The sequence below is a fragment of the Microbacterium sp. DT81.1 genome, from assembly GCF_049844955.1.
Taxonomy (GTDB): Bacteria; Actinomycetota; Actinomycetes; order Actinomycetales; family Microbacteriaceae; genus Microbacterium.
In genome coordinates, this window is sequence record NZ_JBNCMA010000002.1 from 461,935 (window position 1) to 477,754 (window position 15,820).

The 15,820-nt window shown below is 68.9% G+C and carries 16 protein-coding genes; 9 read left to right on the forward strand and 7 right to left on the reverse strand.

Translation table 11 applies throughout. The features are described from left to right. The first annotated feature begins 54 nt into the window (after window positions 1-54). The gene (locus ACLQ2Q_RS07420; protein ID WP_425819528.1) at window positions 55-855 is read left to right on the forward strand and encodes a nucleotidyltransferase family protein; all 801 of its coding nucleotides are present in this window, start codon (window positions 55-57) and stop codon (window positions 853-855) included. Between the two features lie 123 nt (window positions 856-978). On the opposite strand, the gene ACLQ2Q_RS07425 is transcribed toward ACLQ2Q_RS07420, so the two are convergent. Next, the gene (locus ACLQ2Q_RS07425; protein WP_425819530.1) at window positions 979-1,491 is read right to left on the reverse strand and encodes an SRPBCC family protein; all 513 of its coding nucleotides are present in this window, start codon (window positions 1,489-1,491) and stop codon (window positions 979-981) included. Between the two features lie 74 nt (window positions 1,492-1,565). On the opposite strand from ACLQ2Q_RS07425, the gene ACLQ2Q_RS07430 reads away from it, so the two are divergent. After that, complete coding sequence (locus ACLQ2Q_RS07430; protein ID WP_425819532.1) at window positions 1,566-2,126, forward strand: TetR/AcrR family transcriptional regulator; 561 nt, start codon at window positions 1,566-1,568, stop codon at window positions 2,124-2,126. 28 nt (window positions 2,127-2,154) lie between these two features. Here ACLQ2Q_RS07430 and ACLQ2Q_RS07435 read toward each other — a convergent pair whose 3' ends face one another. Further along, entirely contained in the window at window positions 2,155-2,325 is a 171-nt protein-coding gene (locus ACLQ2Q_RS07435; protein ID WP_425819534.1) for a hypothetical protein, read from the reverse strand. 213 nt (window positions 2,326-2,538) lie between these two features. Here ACLQ2Q_RS07435 and ACLQ2Q_RS07440 point away from each other — a divergent pair, with 213 nt between their 5' ends. From ACLQ2Q_RS07440 to ACLQ2Q_RS07450, 3 genes are all read left to right on the forward strand, one after another. Further along, window positions 2,539-3,405, forward strand: a complete 867-nt coding sequence (locus tag ACLQ2Q_RS07440) for a GyrI-like domain-containing protein (RefSeq protein WP_425819536.1) — start codon at window positions 2,539-2,541, stop codon at window positions 3,403-3,405. Between the two features lie 97 nt (window positions 3,406-3,502). Next, window positions 3,503-4,270 (forward strand): alpha/beta fold hydrolase, encoded by a 768-nt coding sequence (locus ACLQ2Q_RS07445; RefSeq protein ID WP_425819538.1) that lies wholly within the window; start codon window positions 3,503-3,505, stop codon window positions 4,268-4,270. A gap of 3 nt (window positions 4,271-4,273) precedes the next feature. Beyond that, on the forward strand, window positions 4,274-4,843 hold the full coding sequence (locus ACLQ2Q_RS07450; protein WP_425819540.1) for a dihydrofolate reductase family protein: 570 nt from the start codon (window positions 4,274-4,276) through the stop codon (window positions 4,841-4,843). A 124-nt stretch (window positions 4,844-4,967) separates the two neighbouring features. On the opposite strand, the gene ACLQ2Q_RS07455 is transcribed toward ACLQ2Q_RS07450, so the two are convergent. Next, entirely contained in the window at window positions 4,968-5,357 is a 390-nt protein-coding gene (locus ACLQ2Q_RS07455; protein WP_425819542.1) for a hypothetical protein, read from the reverse strand. Between the two features lie 65 nt (window positions 5,358-5,422). On the opposite strand from ACLQ2Q_RS07455, the gene ACLQ2Q_RS07460 reads away from it, so the two are divergent. After that, on the forward strand, window positions 5,423-6,133 hold the full coding sequence (locus tag ACLQ2Q_RS07460; protein ID WP_425819544.1) for an NADPH-dependent F420 reductase: 711 nt from the start codon (window positions 5,423-5,425) through the stop codon (window positions 6,131-6,133). A 64-nt stretch (window positions 6,134-6,197) separates the two neighbouring features. Here the strand turns inward: ACLQ2Q_RS07460 and ACLQ2Q_RS07465 are convergent, their stop codons facing one another. Continuing rightward, window positions 6,198-7,460 carry an MFS transporter gene (locus ACLQ2Q_RS07465; protein ID WP_425819546.1) on the reverse strand — a complete coding sequence of 421 codons (1,263 nt, stop codon included), beginning with the start codon at window positions 7,458-7,460 and terminating at the stop codon, window positions 6,198-6,200. Between the two features lie 273 nt (window positions 7,461-7,733). Between ACLQ2Q_RS07465 and ACLQ2Q_RS07470 the strand changes: the two genes are divergently transcribed. Continuing rightward, window positions 7,734-7,904 carry a hypothetical protein gene (locus ACLQ2Q_RS07470; protein ID WP_425819548.1) on the forward strand — a complete coding sequence of 57 codons (171 nt, stop codon included), beginning with the start codon at window positions 7,734-7,736 and terminating at the stop codon, window positions 7,902-7,904. Between the two features lie 30 nt (window positions 7,905-7,934). On the opposite strand, the gene ACLQ2Q_RS07475 is transcribed toward ACLQ2Q_RS07470, so the two are convergent. Both ACLQ2Q_RS07475 and ACLQ2Q_RS07480 read right to left on the reverse strand, forming a co-directional pair. Beyond that, on the reverse strand, window positions 7,935-9,323 hold the full coding sequence (locus ACLQ2Q_RS07475; RefSeq protein WP_425819550.1) for a hypothetical protein: 1,389 nt from the start codon (window positions 9,321-9,323) through the stop codon (window positions 7,935-7,937). Window positions 9,324-9,327: 4 nt separating this feature from the next. After that, window positions 9,328-10,344 carry a diacylglycerol/lipid kinase family protein gene (locus tag ACLQ2Q_RS07480; protein ID WP_425819552.1) on the reverse strand — a complete coding sequence of 339 codons (1,017 nt, stop codon included), beginning with the start codon at window positions 10,342-10,344 and terminating at the stop codon, window positions 9,328-9,330. Window positions 10,345-10,618: 274 nt separating this feature from the next. Here ACLQ2Q_RS07480 and ACLQ2Q_RS07485 point away from each other — a divergent pair, with 274 nt between their 5' ends. Beyond that, a complete protein-coding gene (locus tag ACLQ2Q_RS07485) occupies window positions 10,619-12,418 on the forward strand; it encodes a hypothetical protein (protein ID WP_425819554.1) in 1,800 nt (599 codons plus the stop codon). Continuing rightward, a complete protein-coding gene (locus ACLQ2Q_RS07490; protein WP_425819556.1) occupies window positions 12,415-14,262 on the forward strand; it encodes an MBL fold metallo-hydrolase in 1,848 nt (615 codons plus the stop codon). Before ACLQ2Q_RS07485 ends, ACLQ2Q_RS07490 begins: the two co-directional genes overlap by 4 nt. Here ACLQ2Q_RS07490 and ACLQ2Q_RS07495 read toward each other — a convergent pair. Next, window positions 14,234-15,709 carry a sulfatase-like hydrolase/transferase gene (locus ACLQ2Q_RS07495; RefSeq protein ID WP_425819558.1) on the reverse strand — a complete coding sequence of 492 codons (1,476 nt, stop codon included), beginning with the start codon at window positions 15,707-15,709 and terminating at the stop codon, window positions 14,234-14,236. The two genes, ACLQ2Q_RS07490 and ACLQ2Q_RS07495, sit on opposite strands and share 29 nt — an antisense overlap. Window positions 15,710-15,820 lie beyond the last annotated feature (111 nt).

The window sequence follows — 15,820 nt, forward strand, 5'->3', positions numbered from 1 at the left end:
CGGTAGCGGTCGCGCGCGGCTGCCCGACGCGCGCGTGGTCGATAGGCTCCCGTCATGCTCAGCGAAGACCGCCTCCGCCTGATGGCGCGCGAGCTGTGCGCCGTGGGCGGCGTCCGCGCGGTCGCCCTGGGCGGGAGCCGCGCTCGCGGCACCCATCGACCCGATTCGGACATCGACCTGGGCCTGTACTTCGAGGGTGACGTCGACCGTGTCGCGCTCGACCGCCTGGCCGCCCGGTGGACCGGCGGCCCCGTCACCGTCGCGTCGCCCGGCGCGTGGGGACCGTGGGTCGAGAGCGGTGCGTGGCTCGTGGTCGAGGGGACCGCCGTCGACTGGATTCTCCGTGATGCCCGCCGGGTCGCCGAGCAGTGCGAGCGTGCCCGGCTCGGTCGCTTCGCGTTTCACACCCAGCCCGGTCACCCCCTGGGATTTCTGGATGTCTCGTACGCGGGCGAGGTGGCGATGGGCGTGCCGCTGTGCGACGAGACCGCTCTCCTGGCCGGGCTGGCCGAGGGACTCACGCCGTATCCCGAGCCGTTGCGCGCGGCCATGCTGCAACGGCTCTGGCAGGTGGACTTCCTCCTCGACGGCGCGGAGAAGGGAGCGAAGGGCGCGGATGCCGCCTACGTCGCGCTCTGTGCCGGGACGGCGGCCATGATCATCGCCCACGCGTGGCATGCCCTCGCCGGCCGGTGGGTGCTGAACGAGAAGGGGCTCGTGCCCGGCGTCTCCGGCCTGCCCATCGACACCCGGGGCTTCGCCGAGGCGGCTGCCTCGGTTCTCAGCACCCTGGGATCGACGCCGGAAGAGCTCCATCGATCCATCGCCGCCATGCGCGCGGTGCCGCGGCCCTAGGTCCGCTGAGGGACTCCTCCACAACCGCGTCTCGAGGGACGGTCGGCTTCCCCGCATTCCGCCCGCCTGTCCGGGAGACCGCCAACGCGCTGCAATCTGCTGTGCGGTGTCGTCAGCCCTTCCTCAGACTGACGCTCTCGCACGCACGTCGTGCTCCGCTGCCCGCACCGCCCGCTGGAGGGAAGCCTTTGCGTACAAGCGCCACAGCGGGGCCACGACCAGACGGAACAAGCCGACTCGACCCGGCAGCGGCTTGAACTCATAGGTCCAGCGAACAACTGTGGTCTCGCCGTCGGGCGTGAAAGTCCATTCGCCGCGTACCCCGGCAATGAGGTGGCGCAGGGGCCCGGTGAAATTCGTGAGCTCGTACGCGAAGCTGTGAGGAGGCGTCAGTTCGGTGAGACGCTCGTCTGCTGTCGAGCCGTCCGTCAGATCAGGATTGCGAGTCTGGCCTACGGCGTCCCAGTCGCCGGTCTGATTGTCGGACCTTCGGACGCCCGGAAAGGGCCCCCAGGCCTGAAAGACCCGGGATAATTCGACCGGTTCGATGACAGCGAAGGCGTTGGCGGGACTCGTCGCGCATCGAGCCTGGACGGTCACCGGGACGGTCCTGTCTGTGTGGGAGATGAGGGACATGCATCGACTCTCTTGTTGACGTTGTCAACCTCGTTATAGTCGACACTGTTGACAGCGTCAACTAGGAGGTCGCCATGGCCGAGACAACCCGCAGCAAGCTTCTTCGCGTCGCCGCTGAGCTACTCGACGCGGAGGGCCTGAACGCCGTCACGCTAAGGGAGGTCGGTGCGCGAGCCGGTGTGAGTCGACAGGCCCCGTACCGGCACTTCGCTGACAAGGATGATCTTTTGGCTGCGGTCGCGGAGGCCGGTCTTGCGGGGCTCGAGCGCGTAGCCACTGAGGTCGCTGACGGGATGTCTCCGCGACATCGTCTTGACGCCGCCCTCATCGCTTACGTGCGCGCCGCCCTGGAGAACCCGGAACTCTACTCATTGGTCTTCAGCGCGTCGCTCTCGCAAGCAAAATACGCCGACCTGCACGCCGTCGGGGGGCTCGCTTTCGCGCTGTTCCGTGAGCTGTTGGCGGCGTTGCTCCCAGCCGACCGACTCGACAACGTCGCACCCGTGATCTGGGCGGCAACCCATGGCGTGATCATGCTGTCCTTGAGCGGACACAACGAGGACGCCAAGGGGATGCGAGACCCCGAGAGCGTAGTGAGGGCGGCGCTGACTCTGGCACTTGCTGAGCACAGCTGAACGATTGCCCGACCGACGCAGATCCCCGTCACTCCGGGTGCGAGCTGTGGTCTTCCACGTCGGGTTCGGCGCGCAGCACGTCGGCGATCTCTTCCTCCGGGCGAGGGGCGACGGTCTCGTCGTCCTCGAGCTGCGGAACGGTCGGCTCGTCCGGCCCAGGGATGTGCCCGGGAGATGAGTGCTCGTTGTGGGACGACACGGTGATCCTTCGGTGGGCGACATCCACAGCGTATGCCGATTTCGGCGCCATGGAGCGGGGCCCGGCGATCCGGCATCCGTGAGGCTCGCCCTGGGCGAGACCTGGCTTGGTTGGGATAGTTGACCATGGCCACCGCGCCGATGATCGATTCGGGCAGGGATGATCGGGTGCCCGGCGATGTCGATGGGCAGGCTGGATGCCGAAGGGGGAGCCGTGATCGCAGTTCTCAACCGACTCGTCGGACTCATCGAGGACCGCCTCGCCGACGAGATCGACATCGCCGGCCTCGCGAGCAGCCTCGGCACGACGGAGTACCACCTCCGCCGGATGTTCTCGTCGCTGGCCGGTATGCCGCTGTCCGAGTACATCCGGCGCCGTCGTATGGCCGTCGCCGCAGCCGATGTTCTCGGAGACGGCGAGCTGCTGTCGATCGCGGTGCGCTACGGCTACGGCTCGACGGAGGCCTTCGGTCGAGCCTTCCGGGGGGTGCACGGCGTCAGCCCCGGCGAAGTGCGCCGGCACGGTGGCCCCCTTCGCACACAACCGCAGCTCAGGTTCCGCCTGACCGTAGAAGGGAGCACCCCCATGGACACCCGCATCATAGAGCGACCGGCTTTCCGGCTGGTCGGGCACTCGGCTCGCGTGCCGCTGATCCACCGCGGCGCCAACCCGCACATCCAAGCCCACATCGCTTCCCTGCCCGCGGCGGAGCACATCCGCCTGAAGGCGATGAGCGACTCCGAGCCGGCGGGGCTGCTCCAGGTGAGCGCCGACGTGGAGCCGGACTACACGGAGGGCAGCGAGGTGACGTACCTGCACGGCGTCGCCGTGGGCGAGACGACGCCGGTGCCGGAGGACCTGACCGCGATCGAGGTCCCCGCCGGAACGTGGGCGGTGTTCCGCACGTCGGGCCCGTACCCGGCGTCATTGCAGTCGACGTGGGCGACGACCGCCACAGACTGGTTCCCGTCCAACCCTTGGCGCTTGCGGCCGGGCCCCTCGATCGTGGCCGTGCTCGATCGCGCCGCCGACTTCAGCACTGCGACCTGTGAACTGTGGCTGCCGGTCGAACGCGCCTAGCCCGAAGCAAAGGCACCGGCCGCCCGGCGGCTGCATATCCCATCCCTGACTCCCGTTGGTTCTTGTCCACCGGATTCCGCCGTGGAAGGGTGTCTGGATGGTGAGCGAGCAAGGTCTCTGGTACGCGGACGAAGGGTCGGGGCCACCGCTGGTCGTGCTGCATCCGGGTGGCACCGACTCGAGGTCGATGACGCCGCTTCTGGACCACCTCGACGGATACCGCCGGATCACGATCGACCGACCGGGTCACGGCAGATCTGCAGACACCGCCGGCGCGTGGAGCTTCGCCGACATGGCGGACTCGATAGCGAGGGTGCTTCGAAGTCTGCCGGTGCACGACACGCACGTGGTGGGCTGGAGCGACGGCGCGATCGTGGGGCTGCACCTCACCCTGCGTCATCCGGATCTCATTCGCACGCTCGTTTTCGGGGGTGCGCCTCGGCACTACTCGGGCTGGCGCGAGAGCGTTCTGGAAGGCGATCCGCCGCAGTTCATGGCCGACGCGTACGCGGAGGTGTCGCCGGATGGCGCTGAGCACTGGGACGTGGTCGTCCGTAAGTCTGCGGAGCTGCATCGATCCGAGCCGCGCCTCAGCCTCGAAGAGCTCAGCACCGTGACGGTGCCGGTGCTCATCCTCTCGGGCGACGACGACGAGGTCCGCTTCGAGCACCTCATCGAGCTGTACGAGGCCCTGCCCGACGGCGAACTGGCCATCGTGCCGCGGTCCACGCACGCGCTGATCGTGGAGAAGCCGGACCTGGTTGCGCGACTGATCCGGGATTTCCACGCCGAGCCGCGCCAGAACGGGTTCGCGCCCATCCGTCGCGCCGACCGGCGCGACACCGCTACGAAGGGAGGCGGTTAGCACGTGGGGAGCACAGTGCTGTACATGTCGATGTCGCTCGACGGGTTCATCGCCGGACCGAACGAGACCGACGATCACGGGCTCGGCGACGGCGGCGACAGGCTCCATGAGTGGGTGTTTCCTCCCGAGGGCGACGTCAACAGGCAGATCGTGGATGAGTTCATGTGCACCGGCGCGGTCGTCGCCGGTCGCGCAACATTCGAGCCCGCCGAAGGCTGGCACGGCGATCACCATGACGGGGTCCCTATCTGGGTGCTCAGCCGCCGGCCGATCCCGGACTGGGCGCGCAGCATGCCGGCGGTCACCTACACGAACGTCATCGAGACGGCCTTCCGCGACGCGCGCGACGCTGCCGGCGAGAAGGACGTGCTGGTGCATGGCGCGAGCACCGCGCAGCGGGCGATCGCCGCGGGCGTGCTGGACGAGATGCAGATCCACCTCGTTCCCGTTCTGCTCGGCGAGGGCCGCCGGCTCTTCGATCATCTGGGCGCCGAGCAGCGCCAGCTCGAGCGGCTGAGGGTTCTGGTGGGCGAGGGAGGCGTCACGCATCTCCGGTACCGGATCCGCTACTGACCGGGAACGCGCCCGGTCAGTTCGATCGTGGTTCGGGACCGGGCCTGCTGCGGCGGATGCGCTGGGCTAGCGTGTGGCGTATGACTCGTCTGAAGGTCTTCACCCTCATCCCATGGTCGCACCCCTAGGAGCCGGCGTCGTCGAACTCTTCCCGCAGATATCTCGGAGCCTGAATGCGCCACGCCTCGGTGACGAGTTCGGCCAGGTGGTGCTCGTCGATGCCCGCCATACGGAAGGCGATTTTCGGTTCACCCCAGGGCGTCGTGCTGCTCAGGAACACATCGGGCGCCATGTGAACGAGCGCGAGCGCGTCCAAGCGGTCGGCGACCTTCACGCCCACGACGAGCTCGGCCGCGATGATGGCACGCACCTCCGCGGGGATGCTCGGCCACGGGTGGCACTCCCAGGCGTAGAGCTTGCGGCGCACGAACCACGCGGCGCCGCCCGTGGTCGCTCGCTCCTCGCTCCCCGGCAGCTCGGTCGCGGTGCGGCGCAGATCGTCGAGGGTGGCCACGACGCAAGGATATGCCGCACCCCCGACAGAGCAAGCGACCGCACGACGAAGCACCGAGGTGCCGGATGACCGTCGCCCGGCCCGTGATCGGGATCATCGGTGCCGGCAGGCTCGGCATGGTGCTGGCTCGGCTGGCCACGCGTGCGGGGTATCAGGTGCTCATCGCGGCATCCGGGGACCCGAAGCGGATCGCACTGGCCGACGACGTCCTCGCCGAGGGGGCTACCGCCACCACCGCGCTGGATGCCGCCGAGCGTGCCGACGTCGTGATCCTCGCCCTCCCGTTTCGCAGGTACCGGGCGATCCCCGCCGACGCACTCGCCGGAAAGCTCGTGATCGACGCCACGAACTACTGGTGGGAGGCGGACGGGCTGCTCGAGGAGTTCCGCGACCCGCTGACCTCGAGCAGCGAGCTTCTGCAGGGTCACCTCCGGGGGTCGCGGGTCGTCAAGGCGTTCAACCACATGAGCTACGCCGACCTGGGCGACGAGGCGCGACCGCCCGGTCAGCCGGGGCGCAAGGCCATCGGCATCGCGGGGAACGACGCCGACGACGTGAACACCGTCGCCGCATTGGTCGACGACCTCGGATTCGACCCCGTGGCGGCGGGCACGCTCGCCGACGGCGTCAGGCTGGAACCCGGCACCGATCCGTTCGGCGCCGACGTCGATGCCCGGGAGCTTCAAGACATGATCGACGGCTTCCCGTCTTCGCAGAGCGGCCTCCGGCGGGCAGCCGCGTCGGCGGCACGCCATCCATCCGCATCCGACGAGTAGAGCCTCCTCGCATCGCACTCCGTGCATCGCCGTCACTAGACGCAGAGACGCACGATCCCGGTGCCTACGGCTCGCTCGGAGATTCGCCGGTGTCGAGCACCGGGCGAGCGGCTGCGATGTGCGAGATCGGGCGCCACACCAGCAGGAGGGTGACCGCCGACCCCGCGAAGGCGAACCACCACGGTGCCGTGAGACCCCACGCCTGGGCGATGAGCCCCCCGAGCAGCTGACCGATCACGAGGCCCCCGAACACGCCGACCATGTTGACGGATGCGATGCGCCCTTGCAGCTGCAACGGCACGAGGCGCTGTCGCACGGTCGTCGAGATCGTGCCCCAGACGAAGGCATAGGCGCCGAACCCGAACATGATCACGAAGGCGATGACCGGCGACGTCGTCAGCGCGAACGAGAGGTGCATGACCACCTCGAGCGACAGGCAGACGCGCATGAGCGTGGCGAAGGACACGTGGCGCTCGAGCCAGCCGAAGGATCCGGTGCCCACCAGCCCGCCGAGGGCCGACGCCGTGGTCAGGGCACCGAAGCCCACGGCACCCATGTTCAGATGCTCGGTCGCGTAGAGAACGAGGATGCTCCAGGGAGCGGCCCACGTCACGTTGAAGACGAGGATGATCAGCACGAGGGTCCGCACGGGGGCGTTGCCGCGCAGCCAGTGCAGGCCCTCGCGGATCGGGTGCGGCCTCGTCCCCACCGGCACCGGCTCCTTCGGTGGAATCGGGGTGCGTGCGATCCGCGAGATGAGCACGACGGCCAGGCTCACGCAGAGGATCTGGACGAGAAACGGCCAGAACGACCCGATGGCGAAGAGGAACGCGCCGAGCGGGGGACCGGCGAGTTGATTCCCGACGAGGAACCCCGTCTGCAACCGCGCGTTTCCGAGCCCCAGATCGGCGGGCTTCACGAGCATGGGCAGAAGCGTGCTCCCCGCCGTATCGGCGAAGACCTCGGCGGTGCCATAGAGGAAGGACGTCGCGAGGACGACCCACACGCTCACCTGACCGGTGAACAGGAAGACGACCAGGGCCAGCACGATCACCGCGCGCGACCCGTCCGCCAGCATGACGAGCCGGCGTCGATCGTGGTGGTCGGCGACCGATCCGGCGAACAGCCCGAACAGCAGCCACGGCAGGAACTGCATCATCGCCCCGCCTGCCACCAGCAGCGGCGACGAGGTCAGCGAGGCGATCAGCAGCGGTGCGGCCGACAGCGCGATCCCGTCGCCGATGTTGCTCGTCCACGACGACGCCATCAGCCAGCGGAAGTCGCTGCCGAGCCGGCGTGGCGCGATCAGTTCGCCGAGCGAGGGCATTGCGCCATTCCTAGAGGTACTCGACCGCCTGCGGATGCTTCAGGGACGTGAACGCGAACCGGAACTGCTCGTTCCGGTCGCGAAGGCGGAGGAGAAGAGGATACCGCGGTCAACCGCAGTGGTGAGGCGCCCAGACGCTGACCGAGGGATCCGTCCGGCGGCAGCCGACGAGCCATCCGATCGACGCTCGATACACCCATCGCCTGACCGGTGCAAGCGCCGTGAGCGATCGCCCCCGCAGTCCTAGCCTGCATGGAGCGAAAGGAGCACATCATGGTGGAGACATCGGACTCGCGTGAGTCGCAGGAGGACGGCAACCCGGCCAGCGATCTGAAGACGGACGTGATCAAGGACATCGAGCGCGACGACACGATCACGAGCGACTTCGTGGGTCCTCGGGGCGACGAGGTGCCGGACGAGTCCGCAGACGACGACGGGGACTGAGTTCTCCCGCATCCCCGGCGCGGCAAGGCGTCAGCCCCGCGCGAAGACCTGCTCGAGGAGCGCCACCGTGCGCTCGACGAGCAGCTCGCCGGCCTCCGGCGGAACGCGACACGCGTCGTTCACCTCGTACCCGCCTTCGTCGTAGGCGGCTCGAGTCGGCACGTACCACAGGGCGCCGTCGGTATAGCCGACCACCCCCGTCCAGACGCTCGGGGAGCCGATCTTGATCGCTCTGCCCAGCTCGGTGAACAGTTCTGCGGGCGCGAAGGAGAGGGCCGCGTCGCCGATCCTCAGGACCGAGATGTCCGCCTCGATGGTGGGCCGGCGTCCCGACTCGAGAGCCGCGAGCACCTCGCGGGCCTCCTTGATCTTCAGTTCCAGCCACCACCCGGCATCCGGATCGGCGGATCCTCTGGCCGCCATGTCGGCGAGCAGCCCCTCCAGCTCGGATCGGGCGCCTGACACGGAGTCGGCTCCACGGCGCGGGATCGCCAGGCGCCGGCGCTCACTCGTGAGGGGTGTCGCCGCCAGGTGCTGCGCGGCCGATGAGGCGCGGATCGCCTCGGTCGCGAGGGAGAGGCCGAAGGACTCGGGCAGCGACCAGTCGGGCGCCCTGGTCTTGGGATCGATGTCGCCCGCGGCGCCCTGCAGGAACAGCGCTGTACCGCCGACGACCTGCTCCACTCGCGCGCGCATCGCGCCGGGGAAGTCGGCGCTGATGCTTCTGACGCTCGCCTCCAGCGAGCTCGGATGGCACGCGAAGCTGACGATCGTCGCAACCGTCGCCGGATCGCCGCGCGAGTCGCCGGCTGCATCCGTCGCGGCACGGTCGAAGCGCAGGATCTGCACCTCCGGGTCGAGCGGCCCGTCGGGGTTGCGGCCCAGCGCGATGGTGCCATCCGGCTGCGGTTCGCGCCGGTTGACGCCGACTCGGCACGCGCCGCGCCCGGCGAAAAGGGTCACGGGCTCCCGTCGGCTGTCCGCCTCCGCCACGCACCGGGCGATCCATGTGGGGAGCCGGGCACGGTACTCCGCCGCCTCGGAGGTCTCGCCGCCGGGCATGTCGCCGTTCTCGGCGACGACCGGGCCGTAGTGCGTGTGACTGCACGCCAGGAACACCCGCTCCGGCGGTATACCGGTGGCGCGCCGCACGGCTGCCTTCAGCGTGGCCACGAGTTCGTCGCTGTACATCCCGATGAGATCGAGCGCGACGATCGCCACCCTGGTGTCCGCCTCGAGGTCCTGCCCGCCCCGCTCCGCAAGCACGAGGGCCGTCGCGAAGAGGTCATCGTGGATGTCGAGGGCAGGGCCCCTGCCGACGAAACCGGACATCGGAACACCCCGCGCGGGCGTGATCGCCGCGCGTGCGACCCCGGCGGTCAGCGTCGTCCCCGCCCGCCGGTCGCCGACGCGGCGCATGTGGTCAGTCCGTCGACTCGACGGGCACGCGGATGGTGAGCCCGTTCGGCACCACCCAGGTGCGGATCGCGACGGCCTCGCCGAACTCGTCCCCGTCGAGCTCGATGGCCTCCGGGTGGTTCAGGGTCATGGTGAAGCGCTCGCCCTTGATGTAGTTGAGTGCCTTCACCTCCTTGGTGGTGAACTTCTGCCCGAGCCGAGTGCGGCTGAGCACGCCGTTCTCCCACACGATCTTCGTGAAGATCTGCGCCCAGCTGAGGAAGCCCTCCGGCCGCAGCAGCACGATGTCGAGCTGGCCGTCGTCCACCGCAGCCTCCGGCATCAGGAGCACGTTCGCCTGCAGCGTTCCGCAGTTGCCGATGATCACCGTGTGCGCGCGGATGTGCTTGACGGGCGTCGCGTCGAGCTTGTACTTGAGCCGGAGCTGGTTCTTGTCGCGCAGTGCGATGGCGATGGCCTTGACGTATGCCAGCCAGCCGATCTTCGCCTTCAGCTCCTCGTCGGTGTTCGCGAGCATCTTGGCGTCCAGGCCGAGCCCCGCCATGACGACGTACGCGTGCGTGTCGACCTTCGAGTCCCCTCGACGGATGTCGATCATCGCGAGATCGATCTGCCGATCCTCGCCCGTGAAGGCGGAGTGGATGGAGTGCTCGAGGTCATCGAGCGTGAGCTTGAGGTTGCGCGCCAGCAGGTTGCCGGTTCCCGACGGCAGCAGCGCCAGCGACACGTCCTTCTCATGCACCGCCTCGGCCACGGCGCGCACCGTGCCATCGCCACCCGCGACCACGATCATCGACACGTTCTGCGCGAGCGCCGCCTCGGTGGCACCCTGCCCCGGGTCGTCCTCGGACGTCTCGAACCAGAGCGTCTCGCCCCATCCAGCCGCCGCCTGCTCCGCGGCCACGACGGCCTGGATGGCGGGCAGGTCCACCTTGATGGGGTTGTAGACCACCGCGGCGACCTTCGTTGCGGTGTCCGGCGGCGTCGGCGTCGAAACGGTCGGGTTCTGTGTGTCGGTCATCGTCGTCTGTCCTTCGGATGCTGGTGGTGCGGCCCCCGCCACCGGATCGGGCCGGGGACCGGGGTCGGTGAATGCGGCGGTCGCTCTGAGCGGCACGGAGCGGCTCAGCAGCGACAGAGGAACGCGCGCGTTCTGTCGGCGCCCTCCCCGGCGCTTCTTCACACAACGTTACGCAACTCGGCGGACATCCGGGAGGCCTTGACGCGCTCGACCGGGCCGGATACGCGAGTGCACCTCCGCGCTTATGGGAACGATGTCACATAGGATGGAAAGCATGAACCCCGCACCCTCGCTTGCGGGCGACTCCGAACGTGTCATCGTTCGCGGCCACGGTTACACCCTCGCGTGGAAGACCGGGCCCTCTGGACTGACCCTGTCGCCCTATTTCCATCTTTCGGATGAAGGAGGCGCCCGCTGGATGCGCCTGTGCGCCCTCTCCAGCGCCCACACCCGCGAGACGCCCGACGAGAGCATGCGTCTCTTCGAGCCCGAGGTCGAGGTGGTCGAAGGCGCGGTGATCATCACCGTGCGGACGGAATCGTCAACATGGCAGCGACGAGCGCTGTTCCTGCGGTGCACGGCGGAAACCGTCGAGCTGACTCTCGAGGCGGAGGGTTCCGGCTCGCTCACCGATGTCACGATCCTCGGGGGCGACGGCGTCGTGCCGACCGGCGCCTCCGGCACCTTCCGTACGGGGCTGGATGCGCAGAGCGTATACGTGCCCAGCCCGACCGAGCCGATCGCGTTCGTGCGGCCCGTGTGGTCGGCAGCCTCCCTCGGCGTGGTGGGCGATGCGGATCCCGGACGCCTCAACGGCATCTTCTCCCCGCCGCCGTTCGCCCTCGCCTTCGGCCGCGATGCGGCGTCGGATCCCTTTGCGCCGGGCCTCGGCCCCTGGCTGGCCGTGTGGCTGCGCGCGCCGGTGGAGGAGTTGTCCTTCACGACCCTTCGCTACGAGCCCGTCGATGACGGCGCGCTCCTTCGTCTCGCGTACGAAGGGCACACGCAGATCGACGGGACATGGCGTTCGCCGACGATCGTCATCCGCCCGGTGGCGTCTCCGGCGAAGGCGCTCGAGGCCCATCGAGCAGACCTCGTCCACAGCGGATACGCGTCGGCGGAACACCGCGACCTCGAGGACTGGTGGCTCGAGCCGATCTTCTGCGGCTGGGGGTCGCAGGTCGCGAGGGGCGGCAGATCCGCTCCCGACTTCTGCCGCCAGGAGATCTACGACGAGTTCCTCACCACGCTGGCGACGGCGTCGCTGGAGCCGGGCACGATCATCGTGGACGATCGCTGGCAGGCGGAGTACGGCACGGCCGAACCGGATCCCGAAGCATGGCCGGACCTGCGCGGGTGGATCGCCCAGAGGCATGCCGAGGGACGCCGTGTGCTGCTCTGGTGGAAGGCATGGGATCCCACCGGCCTGCCGGTAGACGAGTGCATCACGGATGCCGCGGGCCGAGCGGTCTCGGTGGACCCGGGCAGCGAGGCATACATGAGACGGCTCGATGACATCATCGTCCGCCTGCTCGGACCGGATGGACTGGATGCCGACGGGTTCAAGGTGGACTTCACGCAGCGCACCCCGAGCGGCAAGACGCTCCGGCCGGCACCGGGCAGCGACGGAGTCTGGGGTGTCGCGGGGCTGCACCGTCTCGTGCAGCGCATCCACCGTTCCTCCAAGGCGGTCAAGCCCGACGCTCTCGTGATCACGCACACCGTGCATCCGTCCTTCGGCGACGTGTGCGACATGGTCCGCACGAACGACGTGCTCGAGCACGACGTCACGGGCGCGCCCGTCTCGGTGGCGGCCCAGCTGCGCGCGCGGTACGAGATCGTGGCCACGACTCTGCCGCGGCATCCGGTCGACACCGACCAGTGGCCGATGCCCAGCCGTGACGAGTGGCTCGACTACGCACGGGCGCAGGGCGGCATGGGGGTTCCGGCGCTGTACTACATCGAACGGGTCCGGGACGACATCGAGCGGGTCAGCGACGACGACGCCATCCTGCCCGAGCACCTCGCCGTGATCGGAGAGACATGGGCGGCGTATCGGAGCGCCCGCGAGTGACCGCCAGCCAGATCGCGCGGGGCGTGTGGCGGATCGCCGACACGTGCCACGTGTACGTGCTCGTCGACCCCGACGAGCCGTTCGGCAAGCGCGATGCGGTGACCATCGACTTCGGGTCGGGTCTCGTGCTCGACCACCTGGCCGAGCTCGGCATCCGCCGCGTGACAGATGTGCTGATGACGCACCACCACCGCGATCAGGCCCAGGGTCTGCCGCGCGCCGTGCGGCACGGTGCACGGATCCACGTGCCGCCCGTCGAGGTGGAGCTGTTCGACCGCGTCGAACAGATGTGGTCCGGTCGCCAGCTCGACAACGACTACAACCTGCGGCAGGACCGCTTCTCCCTCCTGGCATCGGTGCCCGTGCACGGCACCGTTCCGGAGTATCGCGACCTCGTCTGCGCCGGCGTCGCCCTCAGGGTGCTGCCGACCCCCGGCCACACGATCGGGTCCGTCACCTATCTGCTGGAGCGGGACGGCGAGCGCATCGCGTTCACGGGCGATCTGATCTACGCACCGGGCAAGGTGTGGTCGCTGGCGGCGACGCAGTGGTCGTACACCGAGAACGAGGGGCCCGCCATGACCGTGCTCAGCGCGCTCATCCTCTCGGCCGAGAACCTCTCGCTGCTCGCGCCGTCGCACGGCGATCCGATGCGAGAGCCCGAGGTGGCGCTGCAGCTTCTCGTCGAGGCCATGCAGCGCTACATCGACTCCCGGCGGCCATACCCGTGGGACGTGCGTGCGCGCCTGGACGATCCGTTCGTCGCCCTGACCCCGCACCTGCTCCTGAACCGTTCGACCATCTCGTGCTCCTACGTCTTGCTCTCCGAGACGGGCGAGGCGCTGCTCATCGATTACGGGTACGACATGACGACCGGGCTCGTGCACAGCCAGGAGCGCAGCGCCCGACGGCCGTGGCTCGCGTCGCTTCCGGCACTGCGCCGCCATCACGGTGTGACGAACGTCACCGTGGCGCTGCCGACGCACTATCACGACGACCACGTGGCCGGCATGCCGCTGCTTCGGGATGTGGAGGGCACCGAGCTGTGGATCCCCGAGAACGTCGCACCGGTCCTCGCCGATCCGTGGCTCGAGGATCTCCCTTGCCAGTGGTATGACCCGATTCCGGCCGATCGTGTCCTGCCGCTCGATCGGCCCTTCACGTGGAACGAGTACACCATCACGGCGTACGCGCAGCCGGGGCACACGCTCTATGCGGTCGCCTACGCGGTCACCGTCGACGATGTGCAGGTCGTGTTCACCGGCGACCAGCAGCAAGGACTGGGCGGCCGCGATGGGCGCCGCGACATCATGAACTACCAGTACCGCAACCTCTTCCGCCTGGGCGACTACATCCGGAGCGCGGAGCTCTATCAGCGGATCGCACCCGGCCTGATGGCGACCGGACACTGGGAACCCCGATGGGTGGAGCGCGGATACCTCGACTACCTGACCGAGGAAGGCCGGGCCGTGGACGACATCCACGAGGAGCTGCTGCCGCTGCAGGAGATCGGGATGGCACCGCACGGGCAGACCGCCCGGATCTCGCCGTACCGAGCTCGCGCCGCGGTGGGGGAGCGCCTCGCCTACCGCGTGTCTGTGCGCAATCCGCTCCCCGAGGCGGCGGACGTGCGTGTCGCCCTCGTACTCCCGCCGGGCTGGCACTCGCCCGAGACCGAGTTCGCTGCACGACTGGAATACGACGAGGAGGCGCTCTGGGATGTGGCGGTCGTTCCGTCCGCCCCGGGCCGCCGCTTTCGCTTCGCGATCGATGTCACCATCGGCAGGCTCATGCTGGGGCAGCACGCAGAGGCGCTCATCGATGTGGAGCCGGTCCCGGCTTGAGTGGTGCCGCAGGCTGATCGAAGGCGCCGTAGAGGGCGCGATACACGAAGCCGCGTCGCCGCTGCGACTGCCGAGCGCGCCGTTCGACGTCCGCCGGATCGACCGACTCCAGCAGCCGCCGGTGCAGGCGGTCGAGCTGCGCCGCTCGCTCCGCATCCGAGGCGAGGTCGCGCCGCTCTCCGGGATCGTGCGCGAGGTCGTACAGGTGCTGCTCGTGGCCGTGCACCAGCACGTACTTCCACGAGCCATCGCGGAGCAGAAAGCACGGCGCGTGGACGCCCTCTCCGTGATACTCCGCGATCACCGCGTGCTCCGGTGCCCGGTGACCACTCAGCGCGGGACCGAGGTCCGCGCCGTCGAGGTCAGGGGGCAGCGGTGCCCCGACGAGGCCTGCCAGTGTGGGCAGCAGATCGACGAGGCTGACGGGCGTGGAGATCTCGGCACCCTGCACGATCCCCGGCCCGGCGATGATCAGCGGCACCCTGATCGAGCGTTCGTAGAAGGTGCGCTTCTGCAGCATGCCGCGGTCGCCGAGCATGTCGCCGTGATCGGCGGTGAACACGATGATCGTCTCGTCCGGGCGAGGGAGCGCGCGCAGAAGCTCCCCGACGCGGATGTCGAGCTCGCGCACCAACGCGTACACCGTCGAGTGCATCCAGCGCAGGTTCTCCGGCTGCATCAGCGGGTCCAGCACCTGGTGGACGTAGTGGAAGTCGTCGAGCCAGCGGTCCATCACGCCCGCCGGCGGCACCACTTCGGGAGCGAGCCGCGGGCGCGCGTCCGCGAACCGAGCCACCTCCTCGTCCGGCGCCCAGAACGGGTTGTGCGGGGCATGGTACGAGGCGATGGCGAAGAAGGGCCCCTCGTGGTCGCGCGAGAGGTAGGCGAGCGCCTCTGCGTGAATGCGCTCGTCCCGCTCGGTGTGCAGCTCCTGCCGGAAGCGTCGGCGGTAGGCATCCGTCGATTCGCCCGCCAGGTAGGACTCGCCCATCATCTGCGGACTGTTCGGGTTGCCGGCGCTCGGCTGGTCCCAGTCGTAAGCCAGCGCATACAGGCCGGGGTCGTAACCCTTGCTGTAGTCGGTGTCGAGGGCCAGCCGCTCATCGAATCCGTGGTGCTGGTCGTGCCCGATGAAGTGCATCTTGCCGATGATGGCCGTGCGGTAGCCCATCGACCGGAACGCGTGCGCCACGGTCGGGTGGTCCGATGCGAACTCGCTCGCGTTGTCGAAGCAGTCCAGCCGGCTCGCGAGGCGTCCGGTCAGCATGGACGCGCGCGATGGAGTGCACAGCGGGGCATTGCAGGATGCCTCGAACCGCACGCCCCGAGCGGCGAGCGCATCGATCTCGGGAGTGGCGCCGTTCCGGTCGCCGTAGGCGCCGATCAGGTCGGGCGGCAGCGAGTCGCACTCGATCACCAGCACATCGGGCAGTTCGGGGCGGGACATCCCTCCACGATGCCACCGCCCGGCCGTGCTTCGAAGCACAGAACCGGTGCTCTTCGCAACCCCCGTGACTACCGGGCGGAGAAGGCGTGACAATCTTCTGAAAATGGGAAG

Coding starts and splice junctions, on each gene's coding strand:
- ACLQ2Q_RS07485 (WP_425819554.1), top strand. CDS start 10,619: ATGAACCCCGCACCCTCGCTTGCGGGCGACTCCGAACGTGTCATCGTT.
- ACLQ2Q_RS07470 (WP_425819548.1), top strand. CDS start 7,734: ATGGTGGAGACATCGGACTCGCGTGAGTCGCAGGAGGACGGCAACCCG.
- ACLQ2Q_RS07420 (WP_425819528.1), top strand. CDS start 55: ATGCTCAGCGAAGACCGCCTCCGCCTGATGGCGCGCGAGCTGTGCGCC.
- ACLQ2Q_RS07460 (WP_425819544.1), top strand. CDS start 5,423: ATGACCGTCGCCCGGCCCGTGATCGGGATCATCGGTGCCGGCAGGCTC.
- ACLQ2Q_RS07475 (WP_425819550.1), bottom strand. CDS start 9,323: ATGCGCCGCGTCGGCGACCGGCGGGCGGGGACGACGCTGACCGCCGGG.
- ACLQ2Q_RS07465 (WP_425819546.1), bottom strand. CDS start 7,460: ATGCCCTCGCTCGGCGAACTGATCGCGCCACGCCGGCTCGGCAGCGAC.
- ACLQ2Q_RS07495 (WP_425819558.1), bottom strand. CDS start 15,709: ATGTCCCGCCCCGAACTGCCCGATGTGCTGGTGATCGAGTGCGACTCG.
- ACLQ2Q_RS07430 (WP_425819532.1), top strand. CDS start 1,566: ATGGCCGAGACAACCCGCAGCAAGCTTCTTCGCGTCGCCGCTGAGCTA.
- ACLQ2Q_RS07445 (WP_425819538.1), top strand. CDS start 3,503: ATGGTGAGCGAGCAAGGTCTCTGGTACGCGGACGAAGGGTCGGGGCCA.
- ACLQ2Q_RS07480 (WP_425819552.1), bottom strand. CDS start 10,344: ATGACCGACACACAGAACCCGACCGTTTCGACGCCGACGCCGCCGGAC.
- ACLQ2Q_RS07425 (WP_425819530.1), bottom strand. CDS start 1,491: ATGTCCCTCATCTCCCACACAGACAGGACCGTCCCGGTGACCGTCCAG.